Origin of the sequence: Streptomyces sp. A0958 (assembly GCF_004795035.1) — a bacterium.
Classification (GTDB): Bacteria; Actinomycetota; Actinomycetes; order Streptomycetales; family Streptomycetaceae; genus Streptomyces.
On record NZ_SSBK01000037.1, the window covers coordinates 22,704 to 43,530 of the forward strand.

14 protein-coding genes, 6 tRNA genes and 1 riboswitch are annotated in these 20,827 nt (G+C 71.0%); of the genes, 8 read left to right on the forward strand and 12 right to left on the reverse strand.

The annotated features are described in order from the left end of the window. Positions 1–6: 6 nt before the first annotated feature. The 3 genes from E6P78_RS27165 to E6P78_RS27175 form a co-directional block, all read right to left on the reverse strand. Positions 7–1,245 (reverse strand): M23 family metallopeptidase, encoded by a 1,239-nt coding sequence (locus E6P78_RS27165; protein WP_136206298.1) that lies wholly within the window; start codon positions 1,243–1,245, stop codon positions 7–9. A gap of 11 nt (positions 1,246–1,256) precedes the next feature. Next, positions 1,257–1,410, reverse strand: a riboswitch (cyclic di-AMP (ydaO/yuaA leader). 211 nt (positions 1,411–1,621) lie between these two features. Beyond that, positions 1,622–2,707 (reverse strand): PP2C family protein-serine/threonine phosphatase, encoded by a 1,086-nt coding sequence (locus E6P78_RS27170; RefSeq protein WP_136206325.1) that lies wholly within the window; start codon positions 2,705–2,707, stop codon positions 1,622–1,624. A 251-nt stretch (positions 2,708–2,958) separates the two neighbouring features. Continuing rightward, positions 2,959–3,032 (reverse strand) — tRNA-Met (locus E6P78_RS27175). Positions 3,033–3,219: 187 nt separating this feature from the next. On the opposite strand from E6P78_RS27175, the gene E6P78_RS27180 reads away from it, so the two are divergent. Further along, positions 3,220–3,423, forward strand: coding sequence for a hypothetical protein (locus E6P78_RS27180; RefSeq protein ID WP_240799387.1), 204 nt, complete (start codon positions 3,220–3,222; stop codon positions 3,421–3,423). A 267-nt stretch (positions 3,424–3,690) separates the two neighbouring features. Here E6P78_RS27180 and E6P78_RS27185 read toward each other — a convergent pair. The 5 genes from E6P78_RS27185 to E6P78_RS27205 form a co-directional block, all read right to left on the reverse strand. After that, a tRNA-Lys gene (locus E6P78_RS27185) sits at positions 3,691–3,764 on the reverse strand. Positions 3,765–4,075: 311 nt separating this feature from the next. After that, positions 4,076–7,222 (reverse strand): FG-GAP-like repeat-containing protein, encoded by a 3,147-nt coding sequence (locus E6P78_RS27190; protein WP_240799388.1) that lies wholly within the window; start codon positions 7,220–7,222, stop codon positions 4,076–4,078. A 365-nt stretch (positions 7,223–7,587) separates the two neighbouring features. Next, positions 7,588–9,585, reverse strand: a complete 1,998-nt coding sequence (locus tag E6P78_RS27195; RefSeq protein ID WP_136206299.1) for a DEAD/DEAH box helicase — start codon at positions 9,583–9,585, stop codon at positions 7,588–7,590. 240 nt (positions 9,586–9,825) lie between these two features. After that, positions 9,826–10,416, reverse strand: coding sequence for a hypothetical protein (locus E6P78_RS27200; protein WP_136206300.1), 591 nt, complete (start codon positions 10,414–10,416; stop codon positions 9,826–9,828). A 160-nt stretch (positions 10,417–10,576) separates the two neighbouring features. Continuing rightward, entirely contained in the window at positions 10,577–10,927 is a 351-nt protein-coding gene (locus tag E6P78_RS27205) for a metallopeptidase family protein (protein ID WP_206307927.1), read from the reverse strand. 84 nt (positions 10,928–11,011) lie between these two features. On the opposite strand from E6P78_RS27205, the gene E6P78_RS27210 reads away from it, so the two are divergent. From E6P78_RS27210 to E6P78_RS27225, 4 genes are all read left to right on the forward strand, one after another. Next, positions 11,012–12,532 (forward strand): metallophosphoesterase, encoded by a 1,521-nt coding sequence (locus E6P78_RS27210; RefSeq protein WP_136206301.1) that lies wholly within the window; start codon positions 11,012–11,014, stop codon positions 12,530–12,532. Between the two features lie 80 nt (positions 12,533–12,612). Then, positions 12,613–12,685 (forward strand) — tRNA-Glu (locus E6P78_RS27215). A gap of 39 nt (positions 12,686–12,724) precedes the next feature. Beyond that, positions 12,725–12,799, forward strand: a tRNA-Asp gene (locus E6P78_RS27220). 22 nt (positions 12,800–12,821) lie between these two features. After that, positions 12,822–12,898 (forward strand) — tRNA-Phe (locus E6P78_RS27225). Positions 12,899–12,936: 38 nt separating this feature from the next. Here the strand turns inward: E6P78_RS27225 and E6P78_RS27230 are convergent. The 3 genes from E6P78_RS27230 to E6P78_RS27240 are packed head-to-tail and all read right to left on the reverse strand — an operon-like array spanning position 12,937 to position 15,002. After that, positions 12,937–13,803 (reverse strand): cytochrome c biogenesis CcdA family protein, encoded by an 867-nt coding sequence (locus E6P78_RS27230; protein ID WP_136206302.1) that lies wholly within the window; start codon positions 13,801–13,803, stop codon positions 12,937–12,939. Beyond that, positions 13,800–14,591 carry a DsbA family protein gene (locus E6P78_RS27235; RefSeq protein ID WP_136206303.1) on the reverse strand — a complete coding sequence of 264 codons (792 nt, stop codon included), beginning with the start codon at positions 14,589–14,591 and terminating at the stop codon, positions 13,800–13,802. The genes E6P78_RS27230 and E6P78_RS27235 overlap by 4 nt, the downstream gene beginning before the upstream one ends. Positions 14,592–14,648: 57 nt before the next feature. Continuing rightward, complete coding sequence (locus E6P78_RS27240; RefSeq protein ID WP_168712715.1) at positions 14,649–15,002, reverse strand: hypothetical protein; 354 nt, start codon at positions 15,000–15,002, stop codon at positions 14,649–14,651. 168 nt (positions 15,003–15,170) lie between these two features. Here E6P78_RS27240 and hrpA point away from each other — a divergent pair, with 168 nt between their 5' ends. From hrpA to E6P78_RS27255, 3 genes are all read left to right on the forward strand, one after another. Continuing rightward, entirely contained in the window at positions 15,171–19,091 is a 3,921-nt protein-coding gene (gene hrpA / locus E6P78_RS27245; protein ID WP_136206304.1) for an ATP-dependent RNA helicase HrpA, read from the forward strand. 115 nt (positions 19,092–19,206) lie between these two features. Continuing rightward, a tRNA-Asp gene (locus tag E6P78_RS27250) sits at positions 19,207–19,281 on the forward strand. 133 nt (positions 19,282–19,414) lie between these two features. Beyond that, entirely contained in the window at positions 19,415–19,714 is a 300-nt protein-coding gene (locus E6P78_RS27255; protein ID WP_136206305.1) for a DUF6274 family protein, read from the forward strand. Between the two features lie 508 nt (positions 19,715–20,222). Here the strand turns inward: E6P78_RS27255 and bldC are convergent. After that, the gene (gene bldC / locus E6P78_RS27260) at positions 20,223–20,429 is read right to left on the reverse strand and encodes a developmental transcriptional regulator BldC (protein WP_003949541.1); all 207 of its coding nucleotides are present in this window, start codon (positions 20,427–20,429) and stop codon (positions 20,223–20,225) included. Positions 20,430–20,827: the final 398 nt, after the last annotated feature.

The window sequence follows — 20,827 nt, forward strand, 5'->3', positions numbered from 1 at the left end:
AGGTTGTCAGACGGTCAGGCCGCGGGCTCGCAGCCAGGCCATCGGGTCGATGCCGGTGCCGTCCGGGGTGTGGACCTCCAGGTGGAGGTGCGGGCCGGTGACGTTGCCGGTCGCGCCGACGCGGCCGATGGTGTCGCCGGTGGTGACCTTCTGGCCGACGGTGACGCCGATCGAGGACTGGTGGCAGAACCACAGCTCCGTACCGTCCTCCAGCTCCAGCACCGTGCGGTAGCCATAGGCGCCGGACCAGCCGGCCGACTTGATGGTGCCGGTGTGGATGGCCTTGATCGGGGTACCGGTCGGCGCCGCGAAGTCGAGGCCCGTGTGGTAGCCGGAGGACCACATCGAACCGGCCTCGCCGAACGTCGAGGTGATCGTGTACGAGGAGGTCGGAATGGCGTAGCTGGCGGCGAGCTTGGCGAGGCGCAGGGCCTCGGCCTTCTTCTTCGCCTCCTCCTCCGCCTTCTTCTTCTCGGCGGCGGCCTTGGCCTCGGCCTCGTCCTGCTGTTTCTTCGCCTCGGCGGCGGCCTTCTCGGCGGCGGCCTTCTCCTCGGCCGCCTTGGCCTCGGCGTCGGCGGCGCCCTGCTGCTGCTCGGCCTGCTGGAGGATGCGGGCGCGCAGTGCCTCACCGGCGTCCGTGGTGCCCTGTTCGGCCTCGGCCGCGGTGATGCCGGCGGTCGTCAGCGGGGCGGCAGCGGTCGCGGTGGCCGGGGTTTCGGCCTCGGCCTTTCCGGAGAACAACGGGCCCACACCGGGGAGGGACTTGGCGTCGGGGAGATTGTCCGCGATGGAATCGGGAAGAGAGATGGAGACCGGCGGTTTGCTCTGTGCGGTGGCCATGCCTCCCGCGCCGACGGCCGCGATGACACCGACGCCGAGGACGGTGGAACTACGGGCCAGACCATTGCGCTGCTTGGCGACACGGTGCTTGCCGCGGACGGGGCGGACGGACTCCTCGGTGGGGTTCCATTCCTCCCAGGCCCGGTCGGAGTCGGCCTCATCGGCGCGGAAGCCGGTGCCGAAATCAGAGCCGGAGCCGTTCGCGAAGTCGGCGCCGTTCGCGAAGTCAGCACCGGACACAAAGCCGGTGCCGTTGGCGAAGCCGGTGCCCCGATCGGTCGCGTAGCCCGCGTAGTCGCTTCCCTGCTCCGGGACGTACGCGGTGCCGGGAGCAGATCCGAAGTCGGGGCCGTACTCGGGCACGAACCGGGAAGGGGATTCGGGGGCAGGCTTGTTGGACGCCACGCGGGCGCACTCCTTTCCTTCCTTCTCGCCTACCGGGTTAGCTGACGGGTTCGGAGCAGGAAGGTCTCCTACGGGTTCCTCCGCCTCTCGTGAAGACAGAGATGCCCGATTCACCCCATGTAGGTGGTTCCCCGGTTCCCTTGCGGAATTCGGCGCTCGCGCACGGTGCCGCCACTGACGGCGGCTGGGACAACCGCGCTGCGTTATCGAACGTTAATAGACAGACGGGTCCGATTCCAAGCTGTTCCCACTGATCGTTCACGTCCTTGGCCTGGACTTTACGGGACACAACCGGGTGGAATCGGGCGAGTTGATCGGCGCTCCGCCACTACCCGTTTTCTGACGTTGCGTCAAATGTTATGCGGAACGAGGCCCTTCAGTCACGCAGGGTGGTGCCGCGCCTGACGATCCTGACCGTCCTGCGCCGACCGGGCTGCCCCTTCGCCGGCCGCATGACCGCGAGCAGCGCCATGTCGTCGGTCGACTTGCCCCCCGTATACAGCCGTACGTCGTCGCTGAGCGCGGACAGCAGCTCCTCGGGCTCCGGGAAGAGCCGTCCGCGCAGCCGTTCCACCGGGTCGTAGAAGACACCTTCGGCGTTACGGGCCTCCGACAGGCCGTCCGTGTAGAACAGGAGCGTCCCCCCGTCCGGCAGCTCCCACTCGTCCGCCCGGTCCGGACGCACGCCCAGCTCCATGCCCAGCGGCAACGCGGCCTCCGAGGGCGTCAGTGTCTCCACCGCCCCGTCCCCGTGCAGCAGCAGCGGGTCCGGGTGCCCCCGGTTCACGATCCGGACCAGCTGTCCGCCCGGCGGGATCTCCGCGAGCACGGCGGTGACGAACTCCTCGAACGCGTCGAAGCTGCCGCCCCGGGTCGACTCGCGCGCCAGCGCTCGTTCCAGCCGCTGCGCCACCCCCTCCAGCGACTTCTCCTGCTCGGCCGCCTCCCGGAACGCGCCGATCACCACCGCGACGGCGGCCACCGCGCCCAGCCCCTTCCCGCGCACGTCCCCGAGCACCAGCCGCACGCCGTACGGGGTGTCGACCGCCGAGAACAGGTCGCCCCCGACGAACTCGTCCGCCTGGGCCGCCTCGTAGCGCGCGGCCACGTGCAGCCCGCCGATCCGGTCGGCCGGCGTCGGCAGCACGGCCCGCATCGCGGTCTCCGCGATGACCCGGGCGGAGGCCAGCCGCTCGTTGCTCCGCTGCACGACCCGGTTGATCGCGCACGCCTGGACGGCGACCGTGAGCACGGTGAGCAGTTCGATGAACGGGACGACGCCCGGCAGCGTCCCCCTGTACAGCCGCATCCCGACGATGGCGAGCATCGCGGCGACCCCGATCCGGATGGTCCCGCGCAGACTGAAGAAGGGTGCGGCGAGCAGCGGGGCGGCCGCGAACATCGGGACGGCCGTGAAGGCGGGCGGGGTGTAGAAGTCGAACACCACCCCCACGACGATCATCGCGGCGGGCAGCGCACGGACGAACCGGCGGCTCCGCACGCCGCTGCCGCTCCCCCGCAACCGTCGCTCCCACTTCCGCACCTGCGGTCTCCTGCCCGGCGCCACCACGGCCGCGGACGGTACCGCGCACCACTCACAGCCTCGCTGGTGGCCGCCCCCGGGGCGACTCCTCGTCGGCCGATGGGGCTAAGGACACCCGGGAAACGCATCAGGCCCGGCACGCTGCATGCGTGCCGGGCCTGATCCTTCAGTAGCGGGGACAGGATTTGAACCTGCGACCTCTGGGTTATGAGCCCAGCGAGCTACCGAGCTGCTCCACCCCGCGTCGGTAAACACAACTCTACGCCATGTTCGCGGCCCTCATGACCACCCGACGACCGCTCCGCCTCCGTACGCCGTTCCAGCGGCCCGCATCGACAAGCAATGGGGTGAATGCGGTGATATGACTGTCCTGAATACAGCCATTCGGTGCGGCTCCGGGAGCAGACGATAAACGACTATCCGGCACATCCATGGGCAAGCGCGATGTCCAGGAGGAGAAGAATCGCGAGGAGGCGTTCAAGGCGTACGTGAGAGAGGCAGCCGGTACGGGCGGCCAAGACGGCACCCGCAGGGGCAGCCGCGTCGACGACCTGTCGAAGCTCTGCGACCTCCCGGACAAGGGCGCGCTCACGGAGGAGGAGTACCAGCGGGCGAAGTCGAGGCTCCTGGTATGACGCCCGGCCGCCGCACGGCGCGCACGGCCGACGCCCACTCCTCCCGCCCCGGGCCGTCGAACCCGGGGATGACGTCCGGGAGGCCCGCCGGCCAGACCGTCGGCCGGGGGCACTGTGCGTTCCCGTACGGGCGGACTGTCGGTGGCCTCCGCTGCCGTTGATGCGCAACACGGCGTTGAGGGGGACCGCAGCAGAGCGCCCCGACCGGCAGAAACCGATCGGGGCGCTCCGCCGCAGGTCAGAGGGTCGCCCCTCCCCTGCGGCCGGTAGGCCGTGTGGGACTCGAACCCACAACCAACGGATTAAAAGTCCGCTGCTCTGACCAATTGAGCTAACGGCCCTCGGCGAATCACCCCCGAGCATAGCCCGCCCCGGCCGTGCAGCCGATCGGGTATCGGCTGCACGGCCCCGTCACCGGGGTGGGGGCGGGCTCAGGGGCTCAGAAGATGCCCCTTCTACGTCTGCCGGCCGGTGGCGATCTGCGTGCGGGCTCCGAAGCCCCCTTGCTGTTGCCGTTGTTGCGGAGCAGCTTGCCCGCCTTGTCGCGTACGACGGTGGTCGCCACGGTGGCCGGGGCTGGGCCAGCGGCCGTCGCCGCCACGGCGGGCCGGGGCGAGGACGGTCGCCCTCGCCCCCGCGCCCACGGGCGGCGTCAGAAGAGGTACTGGTACATCTGCCAGCTGCCGCCGACCTTCACCCGCGCGGCCAGGGCGCCCTTGCCGTCGCCGCGGTAGCTCCACAGCACCCCGGACGTGTCGCGCGCGAGCAGGTCCGCCATGCCGTCGCCGTTCAGGTCGCCGGAGCCGACCATCGTGTCGTACATGGACCAGCCGTAACCGACCTTGACGCGGGCACCGAGCGTGCCCTTGCCGGTGGACGGGTAGCGCCAGACCACGTCCGAGCGGTCCCGGGCCAGCAGGTCGCCGTTGCCGTCGCCGTCGAGGTCGCCCATGCCGGCCAGGAGGTATCCCTGCCAGCTGTAGCCGATCTTCACCCGGGGCTCGAAGAGGCCGTTGCCCTTGCCGCGGTAGAAGTACAGGTCGCCCGCGGGCGTCCGGCCGAGCAGGTCCGCGCGGCCGTCGCCCGTCATGTCGCCGGGCGAGGTCAGGGCGTCGAACATGTTCCAGCCGGTGCCGATCTTCGTGTACGGCGTGGAGGGCTTGAGCGCGGCGCCGCAGGCCGGCTTGTACGCGCGCAGCTCGCCGGCCTTCGTACGGACCAGCACGTCGTTGCAGCGGTCGCCGTCGACGTCCTCGAACGGCACGGCGGCGGTCACGGTGTCGTCGCCCGTCCAGCCGGTGGCCGACACCTTGTCCTCGACCCGCCCGGCCCCGGTCCCCGTGCCGGCCCGCCAGTCGGCCTTGCCGGCCGAGGTGAAGGCGAGGAGGTCACCGAACCCGTCGTTCCCGACGAAGTCCCGCGCCACGGCTGCCCCACCGGTCACCTCGACGGTCCCGGAGGTGGTCAGGGCGGCGCCCACGCCGTCGGCGGGCTCGGCGGTGAGCGTCCAGGTGTAGGCCCCGTTGGGGGCGTACGCGCCGGTGGCGGTCCTGCCGTCCCACGACGCCGTCACCAGGCCGCGCGCCTCACCGCCGGAGAGCGTGCGCACGGTGGCTCCCGACGCCTTGTTCTTCACCGTCAACTGCCAGGAGGCGGCGGGCTTGGACAGCCACCACGAGCCCTGCCAGTTCGGAGCGGACGCCCGCAGATCGAGCGAGCCACCCGGTGCCTCGGTATCGATCACGGTCAGGGCCGAGGCCGGGATGCCCGTGGGAACGATACGCACCCGCCGGTCGTCCCCGGTGTACGCGACGTGGCCGCCGAAGCGGTCCACGGTCCAGCCGGAACGGCGCACGGTGTTCCGGCCCAGGTCCGCCGCGTCCACCAGTGTCCGCTGAGGCAGATCGGCGTACGTCCCGCTCGCCGGCAGGCCGTTGTGCAGGTCGAAGAGGGTGAGTCCGGCACCGTCGGTGTGCGTGACGAAGTAGCCGTCGGCGAGGAGGGTCTTGGCGTCCGGCGCGGTCATGAATCGACCGGTCTGCCGGTCGTAGACGCCATCACCCATGGGCCGGCTGTAGCCCCGGCATGCCCAGTGGACCCAGCGGCCCACGGCCTGCAGCTCGGTGGGGACGCACTTGTTCGGGGTGGTGAAGGACGTACCGGCCGCGCCTGTCGTCAGGGACTTCGAGGTCACGGTGGGCGAGTCGGGAAGGTTGCTCCACAGCGTGTCGCCCCACAGGGCCGCAGCCGCCTGCGACCGGCTCTCCAGCACCTTGCCGGAGTCGTTGGACTCCTGGAACTCGACGACCTTCTTGAAGTCGCCCGACGCCTCGTTCACCACCGCGAACCGGCCCGACACGTCGACGAGCTGAGGTGATGCCAGGCCCGTGGTGAGCTGTGGGCCCCACTCCTCCGCGCCGTTGCGGAAGAGCATCGTCTGACCGCGCTCGGTGCCTTCCTTGCGGCCGTGGAACCCGTCGCCGCTCGCGAACATGGTCACGCAGTACGGCTCGTCGCCGCCCCAGCCGCAGTCCGCGTCCCGCCCGCTGGTGAGGCCGTCCACGCTCGTGCGGACCTCGTCGGGGCGGCCGGACGTCTTGAGCCACGTACTCCGGTACGCGCCGATGTACGTGGCCGGCTGGAACAGGCGGGAGTCGTCCGCCGTGGTGAGGATGCCGCTGCCCAGGGAGATGCCCGCGGGCTGGGCGGGCATGTCCTCGATGTCCGCGACGCGCGTGTGCTTCACGGTTCCGTCTGCGGCTTCCGTGAACCGGTAGTAGCCCCAGTCGAGGGCGCCCTCGTAGGTGCGGGTCTCGGCGCCCGCGACCAGGAGGGAGCCGTCCGGCGTCCGGACCATGTCGGTGTGGGCGACGGCCAGCAGTTCTCCGGTGGTCCTGCCGTCGGCGGAGATACGGATCAGGTTGTCGCCGCGGTATTCGTTGTTGCCCCCGCTCACGGGCGCGACTCCGACGAGGGTGTTCCCGAGCATCCGGTAGCTCGTGTCGTGCCCGTACCTCCGCAGGTCGAACGACCGGGGTTCGGCCGACAGATCGTCGCGGTCGAACAGCTGGGCGGCGTAGGAGCCCACTTGCAGCACGGTGTCCGTGCCCAGAGTGACGTCCGAGGCGTGCTCGTCCAGGGTCTGGAGCTTCCCGCTCGCCAGGTCCACGAGCCACCAGCCCTGCGTCATGGTGGTGTCTTCCCAGAGGATTCCCCGGACGACGATCGAACGGGCGTCACCGTCGGAGACCGACAGGTTCCAGCCATCGGGAAGACCCTCCAGCTGCTGGTCCTCGACCTGGCCGCCCACCGCCCGCAGCAGGTGAAGACTGGTCACGGCCCTCTCGGCGCCGGTGCGGGTGACGACGGTCGTCCCGTACGTCCCGACATAGGTCTGGCCCTGCGGGATCGCGATGCTGGTGGTCGGCCCGCCCCCCGCGCGCTGCTGCAACGTCACGTGCGGGCTCGGGCTCTCCGCGTAGACGGCCACGGTGTCGGAGCCGTGCCCGAATCCGGTGGGCCAGTCGCCACGGGGGCGGACTTCCTCGGGGTCGTACTCGGGCGGCTTCGCGAGCCGGTCGGGCAGCACGGTGGCCGCTCCGGTCTCGTAGTCGATCCAGCGCAGGCGGTCGTCGCCCTCACGCGCCGTCAGGAAGCCCGTCTCGCCGGCGTTCAGCACGCTCGTCTCGCGCGGCACGAAGCGGGCGCCCGGCTTCACGATCACGGTCTCCGCGGCCGTGGCGGCTGCCGTACCGGCGACGGCCGTGCCCGTGGTCGCCGCCCCTGCCCCGGCGGTCACCGCCAAGGTGACCAGAAGAGCGATGCGTCCGGACGCGCGTCGGCGTCTCCACCCGCCGGATGAGTGGGTCACTTGAAGGTCCCTCCCCAGGAACTAGGCGCGGGGAGAGGCCGACAGACAACCCATACGGCCTTCGCGGTGCGGCGGTTGCCGCTCGCACCCACCCCCGAGCAGATGCGGCGACCATAGCAGCAGTCGCGGACACGCCAACGCGCATTTCGAACTCGTTCAAAGAGGCGGACCGCGCAGGTCGGCGAACCCTTTCCCGGCCCATGCGAAAGCGAGTTCCCGGCCCATGCGAAAGCGGGCCCGTCCATGGAGGACGGGCCCGCTCCCAGCAGACCTTCAGCAGGTCTTCGACTCACTCAGCCGTTGCGCTTCCAGCGCGGCTTGTCGTCACGGCGGCCGAAGGAGCCGGTGCTCGTGCCGGTGGAGCGGTGGTCGTCGCGGCGGCCGGTCGGGCGGTCGCTGCCACCGGAGCGGAAGCCGCCGGAGGGGCGGTCGTCGCGACGGTCGCGGTTGAACGGACGGTCGCCGCCGCCGGAGCGGAAGCCGCCCGAGGGACGGTCGTCACGACGGTCACGGTTGAACGACGGACGGTCGTCGCGACGCTCGAAGGAACGGCCGCCACGGTCGTCACGACGGTCACCGCCGCCCGAGCGGAAGCCGCCCGAGGGACGGTCGTCACGACGGTCGCCGCTGCTGCGGAACGAAGGACGGTCGCTGCTGCCCCGGTAGCCGCTCTGGCCGGCGGGACGGCCGCTGCGCTCGCCGACACGGTCGTCGCGGCGGTCGTTGCCCCGGTAGCCACCGCGGTTGTCACGGCGCTCGTAGTTGCCCCGCTCGTCGCGGCGCTCCTCGCGCGCGGCCGGCTGCTCCGGCACGGCGGCGGCCGCGAGGGCGGCCTCGGCCTCGGCAGTGACCTCGGCCACGGCGGCCTCGGGGTCGTCGCCCCGCTCGCGCGCGGCACGGGCGACCAGGCGGCCGGCCTCCTCGCGGAGCTCCACTGCGCGGCGCTGGACGCGCTCCAGCTGCTTGCTCAGCTCGGCGGCCTCGCGCTCGGCCTGCTTGGCGGCGTTGTTCGCGGAGTCGGCCTGGACCTCGGTGAGCGAGCGGGCGCCGGTGATCTCGGCGACCTCCGGCTCGAAGACGCCCGCGCCCTGCACGATGTGGCGCGAGGCGTCGACGCCCGCGTCCTCCATCAGGCGGAAGATCTGGCGGCGCTGGTGCGGCAGGGCCAGCGAGACGACGACACCGGACTTGCCGGCCCGGGCGGTACGGCCCGAGCGGTGCAGGTAGTCCTTGTGGTCACCGGCCGGGTCCACGTTCAGGACCAGGTCGATGCCGTCGACGTGGATACCGCGCGCGGCGACGTCGGTCGCGACGAGCGCGTTGACGTAGCCCTTCTTGAAGTCCTCCAGGACGCGGGTGCGCGCGCCCTGGGTCATGCCGCCGTGCAGCGCGTCCGCCTTGACGCCCGCGTCGACGAGCTGCTCGGCGATGCGGTCGGCGCCCAGCTGGGTGCGGACGAAGATGATGGTGCGGCCCTTGCGGGCGGCGATGGCGGAGGTGACCGGCGCCTTGTCCTTCGGCTTCACGACGAGGACGTGGTGCGACATGGTCGAGACGTTGCCCTGGGCGGAGTCGACCTCGTGGGTGACCGGGTTGGTCAGATAGCGCTTGACCAGGGTGCCGATCTCGTTCTCCATGGTGGCGGAGAAGAGCATGCGCTGGCCGCCGCCGGGGATCTGGTCCAGCAGCTCGGTGACCTCGGGCAGGAAGCCCAGGTCGGACATCTGGTCGGCCTCGTCGAGGACGGCGACCTGGACGTTCTCCAGGGAGCAGGCGCCCCGGTTGATGACGTCGCGCAGCCGGCCCGGGGTGGCGACGAGGACGTCGACGCCGCGCTCCAGCGCGTAGATCTGGTTGCCCATCGACGTACCGCCGCAGACGACCTTCATCTTCAGGCCGAGCACGTCGCCGTACGGCTGCAGCGCGTCCGCGACCTGCATCGCGAGCTCGCGGGTCGGGGTGAGGATGATCGCGCGGGGCTTCTTCTTCTCGGTGTGCCCGCCGGCCAGGGCGGCAAGGGCCGGCAGACCGAAGGAGAGGGTCTTGCCGGAGCCGGTACGGCCGCGGCCGAGGATGTCCTTGCCGGCCAGGGCGTCCGGGATGGTCGCCGCCTGGATCGGGAAGGGCGCGGTCACACCGTTCTGCGCGAGCTTGCGGACGATGCCCTCGGGCAGGCCCAGGTCGGCGAAGGTGATGGTCGGCTCGGCGTCCGCCGCTTCGGCGGACTCGACGACGGCCTCCGCGACTGCGGTGACCTCGGTGAGCTCGTCGTTCTCGACGTGCTCGGGCATGACGGTGTGGTCAGAACTGGAAATTGACATGCGAAATGCGAAACCTTCCGGAGTCTCGGCACGCGCCCGTAACTCCGTGATTCGCAATTTCGACCGCCTCAATGCGGTCCAGCCACGGCAAGGGAGAGTACGCGCCACACGGCGCTCTTCTGTGTCGGCGCCGGGCAATGGGATCAAACGATCTACCACCATACGCACTCTCACCCACATCGCGCAAACCGCCCCCCGGCGGCAGCCCCCTCAAGCCGGTCCCGCCTGCGGTGATGCCTCCGGCGTCCGCGTCACATCCACCTCGTCCGGCCACCCCATCGCGTCGGTACGGAACTGAGCGGCCGGAGACGCCGACGGCGCCGGCGGATCGGGCTCGGAGGGCTTCGAGGGCTCCGGCTCGGGCTCCGGCGGGTCGGGCGGCCGAGGCGTCTCCTGCGGGTCCGGCCCCGGGTCCGGGTCGGACGGGGCCGGCGGCTCCGGCCGCTCGGGTGCCCCGGGAGCGGCCGAGAGCTCCGGCGCGGACGCGCGGCCGGCCCGGTCCCGGTCCCCGTCCGGCAGGGGCTCGTCGGCGGCGGGGCTCCCCGAGGGGGAGGCGGAGGCGCTCGGGGCGTCCGGACCGGCGCTCCGCCGCTGCGACTGCGCTCCGGCGCCGCCGGTACCGGAGCGGCCGGTGCCCGTCACTGTGGCGCCGTTCGGCTCGACCGCCGCGCCCTTCTGGTCGGCGGACCGCGAGGGCGCGGGCTCCGCATCGTCGGAGCCGACGCTCATACAGCCGGTGGCCGTGGCGAGCGTCACAGCGGTGACGGCCGCCCAGCGGACGGGGACGGGCAACTGGCGCACGGGGCACCTCCGGGGGCGCGGGGGAGGACGGGGCCCGACCGGCCTGGCATTCCTGACATGAACGAGCCGGGTGTGCCGTGCACAACTCCCGCCACCCCGCCGGGGACACGCCCACCCGGCCGGTCCGCACACCTCGTTCACACGTGATGGCCCCGTCGGGTCAGCCGTAACCCAGCGCGTGCAGCCTCTCGTCGTCGATGCCGAAGTGGTGGGCGATCTCATGGACCACCGTGATCTCGGTCTCGGCCACGACGTCCTCGCGCGTCTCACACATCCGCAGCGTCGGCCCCCGGTAGATGGTGATCCGGTCCGGCAGCACGCCCGCGTACCACTCACCGCGCTCGGTCAGCGGCGTGCCCTCGTACAGACCGAGCAGTTCCGGATCGTTGGATTCCGGTTCGTCCTCGACGAAGACCGCGACGTTGTCCATCAGCCGGGTCAGCTCCGGCGGAATCCGGTCCAGCGCCTCGGCGACCAGTTCCTCGAACGCTTCCCGCGTCATCTCCAGCACCCGGTCATTGTCCCGTACGGCCGCCGGACGTGCCCCGGACCTGGGCGGGGCATATCTGCTCCGGGCCCGGGGCACAGGCACCCAATGGCCCGCGCCCGTCACCTCCTCCGCCGCCGCCCGCCGCCCCGCCTCGGCGTCGGTGGTCCACTCGCCTCGCCCCGCCCGTTCGTCCGGGCGCTCGGCCTGGTCGTCGTCGTGCTGTTCGGCGCCTGGCTGGGGCTGCTGGCCGTCGGCAGTGTCCGGACGCCCGTGGGCCCGATGGACACGACGATGACCCTGCGGCCCTCGCTCAGCGGCGGAACCAAGATCAACGTGTCGCCGCTCGGCGCCCTGGAGCTCGACTCGCACCACGCCCCGGTGCGGCTCGACGTCGATGTGGACCGGCTCGACCCGGTCCGCTCCCAGGCCCTGGTCCAGCACCCCGAACGGCTGGCGGGGCTGGAGGACGAGGTCACCACGGACGTCGCCTCCGGCACCCGCGAACTCGCCCTGCGTTCCTGCGTGGCGGTCGTCACCGGGGCCACCGCGCTCGGCCTCGCCGTCTACCGCAGGCCGCGCCGGGCCCTGGCGGCCGGCGGCCTCGCGCTCGTGCTGCTGGCCGCGTCCGGCGTCGGCGTGTACGCCACCTGGAACCCGAAATCGGTGCTGGAACCCCGGTTCTCCGGGCTGCTCTCCAGCGCCCCGTCCGTCGTCGGCGACGCCCGTTCGATCGTCACGGACTTCGACGTCTACCAGCAGGAGCTGGCCCGGCTGGTCACCAACGTCACCAAGCTGTACGACGCCACCTCGACGCTCCCCGTGTACAGCCCGAACCCGGCGACCCTGCGCGTCCTGCACGTCTCCGACATCCACCTCAACCCGGCCGCGTGGCACATCATCGGCTCGCTCGTCGAGCAGTACGACATCGACGTGATCATCGACTCGGGCGACACGATGGACCACGGCGCCGCCGTCGAGAACAGCTTCCTGGACCCCATCGCCGACCTCGGCGCCCCGTACATCTGGGCGCGCGGGAACCACGACTCGGCGGTGACGCAGAAGTACCTGGAGAACAAGAAGCGCTTCAAGAACGTGCACGTCCTGGACCAGGGCAGGGCCGTCACCGTCGGCGGGCTGCGGGTGGCCGGGATCGGGGACCCGCAGTTCACCCCGGACCGGACGGGGCCCGAGCAGGCCGAGGACGCCCAGGGCGTGGCGGGCCGCACGCTCGCCGCCGCCCTGCGCGAGCAGCAGCGCTCCGGTACGCCGGTCGACGTCGCCGTCGCCCACGAGCCGGAGGCGGCGAAGGAGACGGACGGGGAGGTTCCGCTGGTCCTGGCCGGCCACGTGCACCACCGGCAGAACGAGGTCCTGAAGGGCGGCACCCGGCTGATGGTGGAGGGGTCCACGGGCGGCGGCGGGCTGCGAGCCGTGCAGAACAAGAAGCCGGAACAGGTGCTCGCATCGGTGCTCTACCTGGACCGCTCAACGCACCGGCTGCAGGCCTGGGACGAGATCACGCTGGGCGGTCTCGGGCTGACGACGGCCGAGGTCAGCCGCCATCTGCCGCAGGAGGAGCCGGCCCTCACGACCCCGTCCCCGACCGCTCCCACCCACTCCCCGTAAACCGTTTTGGCGATAGCTGCCGCCATCCCATATGCTTCTCACGTCCCCGACGCGCTGGAAAGCGCGCAGGTGGGCCCTTAGCCCTCATCGTCTAGTGGCCCAGGACGCCGCCCTTTCAAGGCGGTAGCACGGGTTCGAATCCCGTTGGGGGCACGCTTGAACGTGTGCGAGACTTGTTCTCGCACATTGCTTGGTCCTGTGGAGCAGTTAGGAGTGCTCGCCACCCTGTCAAGGTGGAGGCCGCGGGTTCAAATCCCGTCAGGACCGCTGCAGCCCGTATGAGCTGCGTGGCTGGGTAGCTCAGTTGGTACGAGCGATCGCCTGAAAAGCGATAGGTCGCCGGTTCGATCCCGGCCCCAGCCACCACCCGAAGGCCCCGTCCGGTGGACGGGGCCTTCGCCGTGTCAGGCGGCCTCCCCCTCCGTGGTGTTCGGCTCGTCCTCGTCCACCGTGGGGCGCCTGCGCACGGCCCGTACCGCGAGCACCAGCAGCACCACCGCCACCACCGCGACGAGCAGCGCCGCGTCCGGCACATGCCGGCCGACGCCCTGGGCCCACTGCTCGACGGCGAACGACTGGTCCACGTCCAGCAGGCCGGGCAGCGCGGTCGTCCCGTCGTACGCCAGGAACAGGGCGCCGAGCGCGACGAAGAAGAGGCCCGAGAGCAGGGTCGTGGTGTGGAGCTCGAAGCGCCCCAGCCGCAGGACCCGGCCCCGCAGCCAGGCGCGGCGGCCCAGCTCGAACCGCTCCCAGAGCAGGGCGAGCACGAAGAGGGGCACCGCCATGCCCAGGGCGTAGACGGCGAGCAGCAGTCCCCCGTACGCCGGGCTGCCGCTGACCGCCGCCACGGTCAGCACGCTGCCCAGGATCGGGCCCGCGCAGAATCCGGCGAGGCCGTACACCGCTCCGAGCGCGTAGACGGACAGGGCGGTCGTGGGGCGGATGCGGCCGCTCAGTGCGGCGATCCGGCGCGAGGCGAAGCCCAGCCCGACGATCTGGGCGACGCCCAGCGCGATGATCAGCCAGCCGGCGCCGAGGACGAGGGCGTCGCGGTGGCGGTAGAACAGCCGCCCGGCGTACGAGCCGGCGGCGCCCAGCGGGACCAGGGTGGTGGCCAGGCCCGCGTAGAAGATGCCGGTCCGGGCGAGCAGCCGGGAGGTGGAGTCGATGGAGTACGCGAAGAAGGCGGGGAGGAGCAGGGCGCTGCACGGGCTGAGCAGGGCGAGCAGTCCGCCGAGGAACGCGGCGAAGTAGCCGACGTCGGCCGTCACTTCGCGGAGCCCTTCGTTCCGGACGCGTCCTCGGTGTCCTGTGTTCCGGCCGCGGCCGCCGCCTGTTCGATGGCGTGGGTGAAGGTCTCGGTGGGCTGGGCGCCGGCGATCGGACGGCCGTTGATCAGGAAGGACGGGGTGGAGGTCGCGCCGATCGAGTACCCCTGCTCCTGGTCCTCGCCGACCGCGGCTGCGGCGGCCGAGCCGTCGGCGTCGCGAGTGAAGCGGTCGAGGTCGGCGACGCCCGCCTGGCGTGCGAGCGTCTTCAGGCGGTCCTTGCCGAACCCCTTCTCCTTGACGCCCTCGGCGTAGGCGGCGCGGTGGAACTCCCAGAAGCGGCCCTGCTGCGCCGCTGCCCAGGAGGCCCGTGCGGCGGCCTCGGACTCGGCGCCGAAGATCGGGAAGTTGCGCCATTCGATGCGCAGGACGCCCTCGTCGACGTACTTCTTCACCAGGGCGGGTTCGGTGTCGCGGGCGAACTTCGCGCAGTAGCCGCACTTGAAGTCTGCGTACTCGATGAGGACGACGGGTGCGTCGGCGCGGCCCAGGGCCAGCTTGTCGCCGGCGTCGCGGCGGGCGAGCTTCGCCAGTTCGGGGTAGACGCCGTCCTGCGGGTCCGCCGTGGCGTCCAAGACCGCGGAGGAGGCGGCGCTGCGGGGCTCGGGGGCGGTGGCGCGGTAGGAGACGTAGCCGAACAGGGCGGCCACGGCGATGACTCCGGCGCCGTACAGCAGCGGCTTGCGGGACCTGCGGGACTTCGGGGACGGCTTGGACGTGGGCGTGGGCATGCGGAACTCCGGGGTGGCGATGCGGGAGAGGGCGGACGGGCGGGTGGGGGCCGCCGTCTACACCCGTAGGACGGAGAGTTCCACCGGTCCCGGCGCGGCCTCGTCCGGTCCGCGCGGCGTCATCGGGGCGGGCGCCCGGACCGGCTCGGTGCCGGGGGCGGCGGGCAGGCCCCACTCGGCGAGGCCGGGCGCCTGGTCGTGGGCGGCCCGGGCCCGTGCGGGGACGGCGGGCTCGCCGCCGTCGCGCTTGCCGCCCTTGCCGCAGCCCGGAAGCCCCTGCCCGCCGTCCGCGGCGGAGACGGCGACGGGCGCGGGGGTCTCAGCCGCCGACGCCCGCACGGCCGGTCCGCAGAACAGCCCGAGCACGACCGCAAGCACCGCCACCAGGCAGCACCACTGCGAACGGGACACGGGACGGGCCTTCCGGCTGGGAATGATCGACTGCCCGGAATCGTACGTCCTGTCATCGCGCCGCTCCCCACCGTGCCGACGCCGTACGCACCCACGGGGGGCCCGTGACCGGGGCCGCGGAAAATGGGTTCGCCGTTCCTCGGGCCCGGGTGAGATCCTGGGGTCCGTATGTCTACTTCCTTCGCCGATCTCCAGTCCCAGCTCGCGCAGCTCTCGCTCCGCGACGCGCACCGGCTCGGCCGCCGCCTCGAGGGCGCCCGCCGCATCCGCAAGCCCGAGGCCCAGCAGGCCGTGCTGGACGAGATCGCCGCCCAGGCCGGCAAGGCCGCCGGGCGGCTCACCCAGCGGGCCGCCCGGGTGCCCGCCGTCTCGTACCCGGAACAGCTCCCGGTCAGCCAGAAGAAGGACGAGATCCTGGAGGCGATACGCGACCACCAGGTCGTGATCGTCGCGGGTGAGACCGGCTCCGGCAAGACCACCCAGATCCCCAAGATCTGCATGGAGCTGGGCCGTGGCGTCCGCGGCATGATCGGGCACACCCAGCCGCGCCGGATCGCCGCGCGCACGGTGGCCGAGCGGATCGCCGACGAGCTGAAGACGCCGCTGGGCGAGGCGGTCGGCTGGAAGGTCCGCTTCACCGACCAGGTGAACCAGGACGCGACCTTCGTCAAGCTGATGACGGACGGCATCCTGCTCGCGGAGATCCAGACGGACCGCGAGCTGCTGGCGTACGACACGATCATCATCGACGAGGCCCACGAGCGGTCGCTGAACATCGACTTCCTGCTCGGCTATCTGGCCCGGCTGCTGCCCAAGCGCCCGGATCTGAAGGTCGTCGTCACCTCGGCGACCATCGACCCGGAGCGCTTCGCGCGCCACTTCGGCGACGCGCCGATCGTCGAGGTCAGCGGCCGTACGTATCCGGTGGAGGTGCGCTACCGGCCGCTCCTGGAGGACGAGGGGGACGACGCCGACCGGGACCAGATCACCGCGATCTGCGACGCGGTGGACGAGCTCCAGTCCGAGGGGCCCGGCGACGTCCTGGTCTTCCTCTCCGGCGAGCGGGAGATCCGCGACACCGCGGACGCGCTCGGCAGACGCAACCTGCGGCACACCGAGGTCCTCCCTCTTTACGCGCGCCTGTCGCACGCCGAGCAGCACCGGGTGTTCCAGCGCCACACCGGCCGCAGGATCGTTCTGGCGACCAACGTCGCCGAGACCTCGCTGACCGTCCCCGGCATCAAGTACGTGATCGACCCGGGCACCGCCCGTATCTCCCGCTACAGCCACCGCACCAAGGTCCAGCGGCTGCCGATCGAGCGGATCTCGCAGGCCAGCGCCAACCAGCGCAAGGGCCGCTGCGGCCGTACGTCGGACGGCATCTGCATCCGGCTGTACTCCGAGGACGACTTCCTGACCCGCCCGGAGTTCACCGACGCGGAGATCCTGCGGACGAACCTGGCCTCCGTCATCCTCCAGATGACCGCGGCCGGCCTCGGCGACATCGAGAAGTTCCCCTTCATCGACCCGCCGGACCACCGCAACATCCGCGACGGCGTGCAACTGCTCCAGGAGCTGGGCGCGCTCGATCCGCAGGAGAAGGACTCCAGGAAGCGGCTCACCCCGCTCGGCCGCAAGCTCTCGCAGCTTCCGGTGGACCCGCGTCTGGCCCGCATGGTCATCGAGGCCGAGCGCAACGGCTGTGTCCGAGAGGTCATGGTCATCGCCGCCGCGCTCTCCATCCAGGACCCGCGCGAGCGGCCCTCCGAGAAGCAGACGCAGGCCGACCAGCAGCACGCCCGGTTCAAGGACGAGACGTCCGACTTCCTGGCGTTCCTGAACCTGTGGCGCTACGTCCGCGAGCAGCAGAAGGAGCGCGGCTCCTCCAGCTTCCGCCGGATGTGCAAGCAGGAGTACCTGAACTTCCTGCGCATCCGCGAATGGCAGGACATCTACGCCCAGCTGCGCGCGGTCGCCAAGCAGATGGGCATCGAGCTCAACGACGAGGACGCGCCCGAGCAGTCCGTGCACACCTCGCTGCTGGCCGGGCTGCTGTCGCACATCGGGCTGAAGGACACCGAGAAGAACGAGTACCTGGGCGCGCGCAGCGCCAAGTTCGCGATCTTCCCCGGTTCGGCACTGTTCAAGAAGCAGCCGCGGTTCGTGATGTCGGCCGAGCTGGTGGAGACGTCCCGGCTGTGGGCGCGGGTCAACGCCCGGGTCGAGCCGGAGTGGATCGAGCCGGTGGCCCAGCACCTGCTGAAGCGCACCTACAGCGAGCCGCACTGGGAGAAGGACCAGGCGGCGGTCATGGCGTACGAGCGGGTCACGCTGTACGGCGTACCGATCGTGGCCCAGCGCAAGATCAATTTCGGCCGTATCGACCAGGAGGCCTCGCGGGACCTCTTCATCCGCAACGCCCTGGTCGAGGGCGACTGGCGCACGCACCACCAGTTCTTCCACGACAACCGCAAGCTGCTCGGCGAGGTCGAGGAGCTGGAGCACCGGGCCCGGCGCCGCGACATCCTCGTGGACGACGAGACGCTGTTCGACTTCTACGACCAGCGCATCCCGGAGCACGTCGTCTCCGGGGCGCACTTCGACTCGTGGTGGAAGCACAAGCGCCGGGACGAGCCGGACGCGCTCGACTTCGAGCGCTCGATGCTCATCAACGAGAAGGCCGGGGCCGTCACCAAGGACGACTACCCGGACTCCTGGCGGCAGGGGAAGCTCAAGTTCCGGGTGACGTACCAGTTCGAGCCGGGGGCTGACGCCGACGGGGTGACCGTCCACATCCCGCTCCAGGTGCTCAACCAGGTCACGTCCGAGGGCTTCGACTGGCAGATCCCGGGGCTGCGCGAGGAGGTGGTCACCGAACTGATCCGCTCCCTGCCGAAGCCGATCCGCCGGCACTACGTCCCCGCGCCGAACTACGCGGACAGGTTCCTGGACCGGGCCGTGCCGCTCCAGGAACCGCTGCCGGTGACGCTGGCCCGTGAACTCCAGCGGATGGTCGGGGTGCCGGTCACCGCGGACGACTTCGACCTGGGCCGGGTACCGGACCACCTCAAGATCACCTTCCGGATCGTGGACGAACGGCGCCGCAGGGTCGCCGAGGACAAGGACCTGGAGGCGCTGAAGCTCCGGCTGCGCCCGAAGGCCCGCCAGGCGCTCTCCAAGGCCGCGGCGGCCACCGCGGGGCCCTCGGGCGAGTCCATCGAGCGTTCGGGCCTGACGGACTGGACGATCGGGACGCTGAACAAGGTCTTCGAGACCCGCAGGGCGGGCCAGCCGGTCAAGGCGTACCCGGCCCTCGTCGACCAGGGCGAGACGGTCGCCGTACGCCTCTTCGACACCGAGGCGGAGCAGCAGCAGGCGATGTGGCGCGGGACCCGGAAGCTGATCCTGCTGAACATCCCGGTGAACCCGGCGAAGTTCGCGTCGGACAAGCTGACGAACCAGCAGAAGCTGGCCCTGTCCCGCAATCCGCACGGCTCCATCCAGGCGCTGTTCGACGACTGCGCGACCGCGGCCGCCGACCGGCTGATCGCGGCGCACGGCGGCCCCGCCTGGGACGAGGCGTCGTTCCGGAAGCTGTACGACAAGGTGCGCGCGGACCTGGTGGACCTGACCGTCCGCACGATCGGCCAGGTGCAGCAGATCCTGGCGGCGTGGCAGGCGTGCGAGCGCCGGCTGAAGGCCACCAACAGCCTGGTCCTGATCAACAACGTCACGGACGTACGCGATCACCTGGCGCGCCTGGTGCCTCCCGGCTTCGTCACCGCGACCGGGCTGCGCAGGCTGCCCGACCTGATGCGCTACCTGGTCGCGGAGGACCGCAGGCTCCAGCAGATGCCGACCAACGTCCAGCGCGACACCACGCGCATGGAGAAGGTCCACGAGATGCAGGACGAGTACGCCTGGCTGCTGGAGCAGCTGCCGAAGGGCAGGCCGGTCCCGCAGGAGGTGCTGGACATCCGGTGGATGATCGAGGAGCTGCGGGTGAGCTACTTCGCGCACGCCCTGGGCACCGCGTTCCCCGTCTCGGACAAGCGGATCGTCAAGGCGATCGACGCGGCGGCGCCGTAGGGGCCGGAAGCGGGTGCGGGTGACGGCTCCGCAACCAGGAGTGAGTTCGACCGCACCCGCTGACCTCCTGTACAGTCTGTCTTCGCAGCAGGCCGCAAGGCAGCCGCGAAAACCTGGTCCTGTGGAGCAGTTAGGAGTGCTCGCCACCCTGTCAAGGTGGAGGCCGCGGGTTCAAATCCCGTCAGGACCGCAGTAACGAAAGCCCGGATCTCTTCGATCCGGGCTTTCGCGCGTCTTGACTCCGGTGTCCGCCGACGAGTACTCAGAGTCCAGGGGCTGCCCCGGATTGGCGGGGCGGCGCGCATCCACCGGGAGGTGGCGCGATGAGGGCATCCGCGGACGAGGGGTACCGCGAGCCGGCGCAGGGCCCTGGCAGGGCGCCCCGGCACAAGGTCCGCGCGCTGCTGCGCGCGCATCTGGCGGCCGCGTCCGGCTACCGCCACCTCACCCGGCACTGCGCGGTCTGCGCCCGGCTGCTGCGGCTCGCCATGGAGCCTGTGGCGGCCTCCCGGCCCACCCGGGCGGCCGATGAGCCCTCCGGGGCGCCCGACGCCCCCACGGAGCGGCGACGGGCCGCCGTACGGGCCTCGCGAGCCGGGGACGTAAGTCCTCCCACGACGTGACCTTCGGCGCGACCGTCGGCTTCCTCACAGTGGCAGGCTGGTGGTTGGCAATACCTGTGCGGTGTGACGGGTGTCACTGAACCAGTTTCGAGAAGGGGTGGCTTTACACCCTTCCTACAACTGGCGAATTTAATATGTGCAATTGCACCACTCGGGAGGGCGCCTCCCGAACCTTCAGGGAGTGGCCCCGGCAGGGGCCCCGGGACGCTGCGACGGGGGCACCGGGCGGCGCTGCGGGGGCACGGGAACACTCCCGCACAGTCCCCCGCAGGCTCGCACGGGGCCGGGGCGGGGCGCACAGGGTGGGGTGACTGCGTACGAGGCCCGGGCCTGCGCGCACACAAAAAATCGCGCTGGACCCGGCGGAGTCCAGCGCGATCGGATGACATGACCCGTATGGCACAGGTATGGCGCCCGTTGGGGCGGGCGCCCGTCATGTGGAGCTATGGGTGAGCAAGTGGGTTGGGGGACCCAAAAGCCCAGCTGTGGCGCGGTGACAGGGGGTTTGTCAGGCCTCGCTGCGCTGCTGCGGGATACCCGCAAGCAGTGCGCGGACCTCTGCCTCGCGGTACCGGCGATGTCCGCCGAGCGTGCGGATGGACGTGAGCTTGCCAGCCTTCGCCCAACGGGTAACCGTCTTCGGGTCCACGCGGAACATCGTGGCGACCTCAGCCGGGGTCAGCAGCGGCTCGGCATCAGGGGTGCGAGCGGTCATGAGCGGCCTCCTCGGGAGAACCGAACCATCTCGGTTCTTTCCTCTAAATTCTGCACCTTGACCCACGTTGCCCGAAATGGCGGACGCGGGCCGAGTCGGTTATAGGACGAACGGCTTGTCCTCGGCACTACAACTACACCATCCGTCCAGCCACGTCGGCCAAACCGATGGAATTGCCCTCCCAGGTGTTCATCAGCGACGGAAAGCCGATGGACCATGCCATAGCGGACAGTCACACCCCCGTGACGATCAGTCACAGAGCGATTAGGGGTCACCAGACCCCCCATAGCGTGCAATGCTGAGCAATCCGCCCATACATGGACGGATGGAGTCCTCCCCGGACTCCTTGTCCTATTTTGGCACGAGGAGTAGGGAAGGGCGCAAGGGCCCCGTAAGTG

What these genes read in the sequence shown, in the direction of transcription:
- E6P78_RS27180 (WP_240799387.1), top strand. Translation starts at nt 3,220, where the DNA reads ATGGGCAAGCGCGATGTCCAGGAGGAGAAGAATCGCGAGGAGGCGTTC.
- hrpA (WP_136206304.1), top strand. Translation starts at nt 15,171, where the DNA reads ATGTCTACTTCCTTCGCCGATCTCCAGTCCCAGCTCGCGCAGCTCTCG.
- bldC (WP_003949541.1), bottom strand. Translation starts at nt 20,429, where the DNA reads ATGACCGCTCGCACCCCTGATGCCGAGCCGCTGCTGACCCCGGCTGAG.
- E6P78_RS27195 (WP_136206299.1), bottom strand. Translation starts at nt 9,585, where the DNA reads ATGCCCGAGCACGTCGAGAACGACGAGCTCACCGAGGTCACCGCAGTC.
- E6P78_RS27210 (WP_136206301.1), top strand. Translation starts at nt 11,012, where the DNA reads ATGGCCCGCGCCCGTCACCTCCTCCGCCGCCGCCCGCCGCCCCGCCTC.
- E6P78_RS27235 (WP_136206303.1), bottom strand. Translation starts at nt 14,591, where the DNA reads ATGCCCACGCCCACGTCCAAGCCGTCCCCGAAGTCCCGCAGGTCCCGC.
- E6P78_RS27170 (WP_136206325.1), bottom strand. Translation starts at nt 2,707, where the DNA reads ATGATCGTCGTGGGGGTGGTGTTCGACTTCTACACCCCGCCCGCCTTC.
- E6P78_RS27255 (WP_136206305.1), top strand. Translation starts at nt 19,415, where the DNA reads ATGAGGGCATCCGCGGACGAGGGGTACCGCGAGCCGGCGCAGGGCCCT.